9 protein-coding genes and 1 tRNA gene are annotated in these 6,857 nt (G+C 57.4%); 9 read left to right on the plus strand and 1 reads right to left on the minus strand.

Annotated elements, in window-relative coordinates; genetic code table 11:
- The 4 genes from BP822_RS05030 to BP822_RS05045 all read left to right on the plus strand — a co-directional run.
- Nucleotides 1-235, plus strand: a 235-nt coding sequence (locus tag BP822_RS05030) for a hypothetical protein (RefSeq protein WP_286877862.1), incomplete at its 5' end; no start/stop codon positions are given.
- Nucleotides 236-354: 119 nt separating this feature from the next.
- Complete coding sequence (locus tag BP822_RS05035) at nucleotides 355-834, plus strand: 3-isopropylmalate dehydratase small subunit (protein ID WP_349681847.1); 480 nt, start codon at nucleotides 355-357, stop codon at nucleotides 832-834.
- 5 nt (nucleotides 835-839) lie between these two features.
- Nucleotides 840-1,667 (plus strand): DUF7714 family protein, encoded by an 828-nt coding sequence (locus BP822_RS05040; RefSeq protein WP_286877864.1) that lies wholly within the window; start codon nucleotides 840-842, stop codon nucleotides 1,665-1,667.
- Nucleotides 1,640-2,623: an isocitrate/isopropylmalate dehydrogenase family protein gene (locus BP822_RS05045; RefSeq protein ID WP_286877865.1), complete on the plus strand. Its 984-nt coding sequence runs from the start codon at nucleotides 1,640-1,642 to the stop codon at nucleotides 2,621-2,623. Before BP822_RS05040 ends, BP822_RS05045 begins: the two co-directional genes overlap by 28 nt.
- Before the next feature lie 297 nt (nucleotides 2,624-2,920).
- On the opposite strand, the gene BP822_RS05050 is transcribed toward BP822_RS05045, so the two are convergent.
- Nucleotides 2,921-4,156 carry an NAD(P)-dependent malic enzyme gene (locus BP822_RS05050; RefSeq protein WP_286877866.1) on the minus strand — a complete coding sequence of 412 codons (1,236 nt, stop codon included), beginning with the start codon at nucleotides 4,154-4,156 and terminating at the stop codon, nucleotides 2,921-2,923.
- Nucleotides 4,157-4,227: 71 nt separating this feature from the next.
- Between BP822_RS05050 and BP822_RS05055 the strand changes: the two genes are divergently transcribed.
- The 5 genes from BP822_RS05055 to BP822_RS05075 all read left to right on the plus strand — a co-directional run.
- Nucleotides 4,228-4,378 (plus strand) — tRNA-Ser (locus BP822_RS05055).
- Nucleotides 4,379-4,433: 55 nt separating this feature from the next.
- Nucleotides 4,434-4,583 (plus strand): 50S ribosomal protein L40e, encoded by a 150-nt coding sequence (locus BP822_RS05060; protein ID WP_013719538.1) that lies wholly within the window; start codon nucleotides 4,434-4,436, stop codon nucleotides 4,581-4,583.
- A 7-nt stretch (nucleotides 4,584-4,590) separates the two neighbouring features.
- Complete coding sequence (locus BP822_RS05065) at nucleotides 4,591-5,349, plus strand: geranylgeranylglyceryl/heptaprenylglyceryl phosphate synthase (RefSeq protein ID WP_286877869.1); 759 nt, start codon at nucleotides 4,591-4,593, stop codon at nucleotides 5,347-5,349.
- Nucleotides 5,350-5,355: 6 nt separating this feature from the next.
- A complete protein-coding gene (locus BP822_RS05070) occupies nucleotides 5,356-6,501 on the plus strand; it encodes a M24 family metallopeptidase (protein ID WP_013719536.1) in 1,146 nt (381 codons plus the stop codon).
- A gap of 50 nt (nucleotides 6,502-6,551) precedes the next feature.
- Nucleotides 6,552-6,857 (plus strand): M24 family metallopeptidase (locus BP822_RS05075; protein ID WP_286877867.1); only part of this gene is annotated, 306 nt, incomplete at its 3' end.

The following is a 6,857-nucleotide window of genomic DNA, read 5'->3' on the forward strand; positions in this document are numbered from 1 at the left end:
TACGTGTAAGAATAAATATGTTGCCGTTGAAAATGATATCTATAAATCTTTTTATTGGGTTTTTAGAAGTATGTGCAAGATACAAAGACATCCAATAAAATTCCCCCATAAATGGCCTTTGATACTTGCCGGCGATATCCTAAGAGAGACATGCGATCCTGAGGATGGCATGAGGATGGGATGCATAAAGACTATGACAAGGGCAGGGGTAAAAAAGGATGGGCGTGCAGGATGAAAGTGAATGCGACTGCTGCCGTCGGCTGCTGGATGGGGAAAGAGTATTATCAAGGCATGCGGTCAATGTATGATGTCATCTTCGAACAGGGAGATGCTCTACAGGATGTGGGCAGCATTATGATCAAGGGCAAGGCATGGATCTTTGGCGACGACGTGGACACGGATGTGATCATCCCGGGAAAGTACCTGCGGACGCGAGATCGCCATCTCTGGGCGGAGCATGTCATGGAGGGCCTAGACCCTCAATTTGCGTCGCGCGTCGGAAAGGGAGACATAATCGTGGCCGGCGAGAACTTCGGAAGCGGTTCGTCCCGCGAGCAGGCGCCCCTGGCACTGAAAGAGGCGGGCGTGGCTGCGGTGGTAGCTCGGTCCTTCGCCCGCATATTCTACCGGAACGCAATCAACGTCGGCCTTCCTCTCATCGAGGCCCAGCCCGTCTGCCAGGAGGGGGACCTGGTGGAGGTGGACCTTCAGGCAGGTACGGTGCGGGTGGAGGACAGAGTCTATCAGGGAACCCGCCTGCCTGACTTTCTGATGGCCATACTGAAGGACGGTGGGCTGGTGGCCCACCGGCGACGAGAGAGAGGCCTGGACTGACTGGCATGATCTTTCCGGACAACTACAAATTCGTGGGCATAAAAGACCAAGAAGAGCGGGGCGGCCCCATCTACTTTTCCACCCGGTATCTGATCAGCCGGGACGGCCCCAGCCTCTATGCGGTGAAGAGCAGTGGAGAGGGCTTCATGAGAGAGGTCCAGGATCTGGAGCTGATCGCCTGCGGTCAGGAGATCGCCTTCTATCCGGAGAGGGTGGATACCAGGAATAGAACCCTCCTGATCGATCTGGCATATGAGATCTCTCGAGAGGGCAAGGCGAACACAGTGGTCTTCCAGGGCCCGGACGAGCACATCACCTTCGTCAAAGATCCCGACCCCGGCCAGGTCCTGAAGATCGAGGTCATGGACGTCTCCCCACCGGATCCGCCCTGGCTGATCTGCACCCTGCAGGGGCTGGAGGATTGCGGAGTGCTGGGGGACCTGATGGTGAGGTTCGTGCCCAGGATCCTGAACCTGGAGAGGTTCTACTGCCCGTCCGTCTATTATCCCTGCCGGGCAGGGGGGCTGGGTAGATCTTTGGACAGCGACCCCGTGGTCCACGAGCGGCCGAGGATAGTGGGCTGCGAGGTATCGCGAGAGATCTTTCTGGCCAACAATCCAGGAAAGGAGCACGAATTCATCAATGTCTGTCCCATCCATTGCCGGGAAAGAGAATTTCAGCCCCAGGGGCCATTCATCACTCGCTGCTGCCGGTCGGAGCGAAGGGGGAGGACGGAGAAGTGCGGCCAGCCGGGAATTGTTGTCCACTGGGGAGATGGTGCCTGGGAGATAGCGGAGGCGGTAAGGTGTCTGGTCAAGGATCTAAGAGGGTAGCAGTGATTGCCGGGGACGGCATAGGCCCGGAAGTGGTTGAAAGCGCCCTGGAGGTGCTGCGGGCCGCGGGAGCGTCACTCGATCTGGTCCATTTTGAGATCGGCCTGGGCCGCTGGAAGAGGACGGGGGAGGCGATGGACGAAGATGATCTGGAAGAGATTTCTGGCTGCGACTGCATTCTTTTGGGTGCGATCACCACCCCACCCGATCCCAATTACCGGAGCGTTCTCTTAAGGCTGCGGCGGGCCCTGGACCTTTATGCCAACATCCGGCCCTTCCAGTCCCATGACCTTGATTTCATCATCGTGCGAGAGAACACCGAGGGGCTCTACTCCGGAGTGGAGGAGGTGGGGGTGGAGGAATCGCGTACCCTGAGGGTGATAACCCGTCGCGGTTCGGAGAGGATCGCAGAAGCTGCATGCGACCTGGCGGCGAGACGCCGCCGTCTTACTATCATCCATAAGTCCAATGTGCTGCGAAGCGATCGGCTCTTTTTGCAGACCTGCCGGGAGGTGGCGGAGCGGCGGGGCATTCTTTATGAGGATATGCTGGTGGACGCGGCCGCCTACAACCTGGTGACTAATCCTCAGAGGTTCGATGTCCTGGTCACCACCAACCTCTTCGGAGACATCCTGAGCGACGAGGCGGCAGGGGTGATAGGAAGCCTGGGGCTGTGCGCCAGCGCCAATCTTGGGAAGTCTCGCGCTCTGTTCGAGCCCATTCACGGCAGCGCTCCTGATATCGCGGGAAAGGGGATTGCCAATCCGGTAGGAGCCATTCGCAGCGCTGCCATGATGATGAGGTGGCTGGGCGAGCTGGAGGCGGCAAGCAGTATAGAGGAGGCGGTGAAAAGGGCGCTGGCAGCGGGGGCGAGGACGCCGGATCTGGGCGGCAGATGTTCTACCTCAGAGGTAACAAGGGCAGTGACAGGATATCTGATGGCAAAAGAGAGCTGAAAAGGCGGCCGGCGCAAAATTCAATCTAATCAAAAAAAAGAGTTCATTCGATCTACTTTTTGCGCCCCATGCGGCGGGCAAACCAGCGGGACAGGCACCAAGGGAGGCTGTTTTCCAGCCGTTTCCTGATCACTTCCGGGCTGTCTCTTCTCTTCTTTGACTGCCTGCTCATGAAATTCACTCTATGCAATTAGCGATGCCCGATGGTTAATACCTGGTGGTTCAGGGACGAAGCTGAAAAGGAAAGAAACCCTTGCACCCTTTACCGCCATCAGAAGGCAATCCGATCGGAGGCATTCAACAGACATCCTTCTCCAGCTTCCTCACCATCTCCTCCGCCCTCCGTCCCACCTGGACTGGATCGACGGGAACCCTGGCCACGCCGCTCTCTATGGCTGCCCGGGCCACTGCCTCCGCCACCGCGGGAACCACCCTTCTGTCCAGGGGAGAGGGGATGATGCACTCCCGGGTAACGCTCTCCACCAGACCGGCTATAGCCCGAGAGGCAGCCATCTTCATCTGTTCGTTGATATCGCTGGCCCGCACGTCCAGAGCACCCCGGAATATGCCAGGAAAGCCGAGGACATTGTTCACCTGATTGGGATAGTCGGAGCGGCCGGTAGCCACCACAACCGCTCCCGCCTCCAGTGCCAGCTCGGGCATGATCTCCGGCTCGGGATTGGCCATGGCAAATACCACGGCATCCCCAGCCATGCTGCTCACCATGTCTGGGGTCACTATTCCTGCCACGGAAAGGCCCAAAAAGACGTCCGCCCCACGAATGGCATCGGCCAGAGTGCCGGTGACATTGCGTGGATTGGTAAGAGCTGCGATCTCCTGCTTTGAGGGGTTCAGGTCCGGCCGAGCCTTATGAATCACCCCTCTGCTATCGCAGAGTATGACGTCCTTTGCTCCGAAGCTTAAAAGGAACTTGGTGACGGCAACCCCTGCAGCCCCTGCCCCGCTCACTGCCACCTTTAGATCCCGAAAGTCCTTTCCTACCAGGCGGAGGGCGTTGATCAGAGCTGCCAGGGCGACCACTGCCGTTCCATGCTGATCATCATGAAATACCGGGATCGTCAGGGCCTTCTTTAACCTCTCCTCCACCTCAAAGCAGCGGGGAGCACTGATATCCTCCAGGTTTATCCCTCCGAAGACCGGCTCGATCATGGCCACGGTCCTCACTATATCCTCAGGATCCTTGGAGGCGACAGCTATTGGAAAGGCATCTATCCCGGCGAAGTTCTTGAACAGTATCGCTTTGCCCTCCATCACCGGAATGGAGGCCAGAGCTCCTATATCGCCCAATCCCAGCACGGCAGTCCCGTCCGTTACCACTGCCACCAAATTTCCCTTGGCAGTGTAGCGATAGACGTCATCCGGATTCCTCTCGATCTCGCGACAGGGTGCGGCCACCCCCGGGGTATAAGCCAGGCTCAAATCCCGGCTGGTGGCGCAGGGCACCTTGCTGTGCACGGCAATCTTTCCCATGACGGCTTCATGAAAGGCTAGAGCTTCTTCTCGAAGGGACATAACATACTCCTGAGGGAGGCATTCAGGGGAGCAACAGATATAAAGCATGGGCCAGAGGGTGTCTAACCTGTGCCGGGGTGGCAGAGCGGACAAATTCCGGGCGGCCGTAGGCCGGCGGAAGTTCAAACGCGGCAGGCTCGAGACCTGTTGTCCCTTCCAGGGACACTTGGGTTCAAAATGACGGGGCGCAAGAGACCCGCCAGGAAAATCCCAACCCCGGCGCTAAAAATATGCAAAGTTTCATATCAGAGTAAGTTGCGACGAAGAGCTGATTATTATGGCTAGATTTCCAGAAGCAGAAAACAGAATCTTGAACCTCAAGATATGCATGCGCTGCAATGCGCGAAACCCAGTAAAAGCTACACGCTGCCGCAAATGCGGCTACGAAGGCCTGAGGATGAAGTCCAAGGAGAACAAGACCGCTTAGATTGAAAATGACTTTTGAGATGGGCAGGGTCGAGCTGCACCTGAGGGATGCTGTAAAAAAGCACGGAGCGGGCCACTTAACCCTTATCGATCCTGATTCCCAGACCCCCCAGGAAGCAGGGAGGATGGCCCAGGCAGCGAGCCAGGGGGGGACGGACGCCATCATGGTAGGTGGCTCGGTGGGGGCCACGGGTGCCCTCCTGCACAATACCGTGGCCGAGATCAAGAAGGTGACCGATCTTCCGGTCATCCTCTTTCCGGCAAGCGTAGCTGGGCTGTGCGAGAACGCCGATGCCGTCTTCTTCATGAGCCTGCTAAACAGCCGCTCTCCCAACTACCTCATTGAGAACCAGGCCATGGGAGCGCCTCTGGTGCTGTGCTACCGCCTGGAGGCCTTGCCGATGGCCTATATCATCATCGAGCCTGGTGGGACGGTGGGCTATGTGGGCGATGCCCGCCTGATACCCAGAAAGAAGCCGGAGCTGGCTTGTGCATACGCTTTGGCGGGAAAATACCTGGGAATGAGGCTGGTCTATCTGGAGGCCGGTTCAGGGGCGGACTCGCCGGTGCCCGCGGGCATGGTGGCACTGACGAAGAAGCTGCTGGGCGATGTGCTGATCATTGTGGGCGGTGGCATAAGAAGCGGCAGAGCAGCCGCAGAGCTGGTGGCCGCCGGAGCCGATCTGATAGTCACGGGCACCGCTGTTGAGAAGAGCCAGGATGTGGCCTCTTTTATCTCTGAGCTGACCTCATCCATTCGCAGGTAGCACTTCGTGTCATCGGATATTCTGAGATTTCTCGATTCATCAAACATCGATGGCTTTCTCTTTGTGGGAGATAGCATAAGCAACTCGGATATGTATTACCTCTCCCATTTTCTTGCTGGGGACAGGTTCGCCATCCTCTTCCAGGAAAAGACTTCGATCCTCGTCTCCTCCATGGAAAAGAGCAGAGCGAAGAAGGAATCCTGTGCAGATGAGGTTCTAAGCACCCGGGACTACCATATCATGGAGAAGCTGAAGAGCTGCGGAAAGCCGGAGCTGGCCTACATAGAGGCCTTGAAGGATTTTTTGAGGGATCACGACGTATTGCGCTTAGGAGTTGCATACAGCTTCCCGATAGGTATATTCCAGCCATTATCCAGGCATTTCGACATCCAGATCCTGGAGAGCCCGGCCAGGCGGGCAAGGTCGAAGAAGAGCCCCCAGGAGATCGATTGCATAACCACTGCCCAGAGGGCCTGCGAGAGGGCGATGCAACGAGCTGTGGAGCTTATCGCCTGCTCTGAGCCTCGAGGAGATACCCTATACCTTCAGGGCCAGCCCCTTACCGCTGAGCAGATTCGATCGGCCATCGATATCTCCCTCCTTCAGGATGGTTGCGAAGCCGCAGACACCATCGTTGCCGGCGGCACCCAGGCAGCCGAACCCCATGCGCGAGGGACGGGTCCCCTGCCCGCCAATTCCCCCATTGTAATCGACATCTATCCCCGGTCCAAGACGCACCGCTACTACGCAGATATGACTCGCACCGTCCTTCGAGGAGAGGCCCCTGGGGAGGTAAAAGAGCTCTACCATGCCGTTCTTGCCGCCCAGGAGGCAGGGATCGGTGCCATTCGAAGCGGCATATCAGGAGAGGAGGTCCATGCCGCTGTCTCCGCTGTCTTCCAGGAGATGGGCTATTCCGAGAGGGATGGCTGTGGCTTCACCCATTCCACCGGGCACGGCGTGGGGCTGGATGTGCATGAGCTGCCCTCCCTGAGCGAAGGAGGGGAGATATTGAAAAGCTCGCAGGTAGTGACCGTAGAGCCGGGCCTATACTATCCGGATATCGGTGGAGTGAGACTGGAGGATCTTCTGGTAGTGAGAGATAAAGGATGCGAGAACCTCACCCGCTGCAGAAAGGATCTCGTCCTCTGAAAAAGAGCTCGACAGAGCATTTATAGCTAGCTTGCCATTTGGTGATAATGATGGACGCAGAAATTCTAGATAATTACCGGAAGGCCGGACGAATTCTGGCCGAAGTGCTGCAGGAGGCAAGGCCGAAGGTGGATGTAGGCGTGCCCCTGCTGGAGGTGGCCGAGTTCGTGGAGGAAGCCATAAGGTCAAAAGGCGGCCTGCCTGCATTTCCCTGCAACATATCTTTGGACCGGAGCGCGGCTCATTATACACCCTCGCCAAAGGACGAGAGCGTATTTGCCGAGAATATGGTGAAGCTGGATGTGGGAGTGCATGTGGACGGCTACATCGCCGATGCTGCCATCACCATAGACCTT

It is taken from the genome of Methanosaeta sp. UBA458 (assembly GCF_002496085.1).
Classification (GTDB): domain Archaea; phylum Halobacteriota; class Methanosarcinia; order Methanotrichales; family Methanotrichaceae; genus Methanothrix; species Methanothrix soehngenii.

Excerpts from the sequence above, each read along its gene's own strand:
- BP822_RS05035 (WP_349681847.1), top strand. The coding sequence starts at position 355 with ATGATCAAGGGCAAGGCATGGATCTTTGGCGACGACGTGGACACGGAT.
- BP822_RS05040 (WP_286877864.1), top strand. The coding sequence starts at position 840 with ATGATCTTTCCGGACAACTACAAATTCGTGGGCATAAAAGACCAAGAA.
- BP822_RS05050 (WP_286877866.1), bottom strand. The coding sequence starts at position 4,156 with ATGTCCCTTCGAGAAGAAGCTCTAGCCTTTCATGAAGCCGTCATGGGA.
- BP822_RS05060 (WP_013719538.1), top strand. The coding sequence starts at position 4,434 with ATGGCTAGATTTCCAGAAGCAGAAAACAGAATCTTGAACCTCAAGATA.
- BP822_RS05065 (WP_286877869.1), top strand. The coding sequence starts at position 4,591 with ATGACTTTTGAGATGGGCAGGGTCGAGCTGCACCTGAGGGATGCTGTA.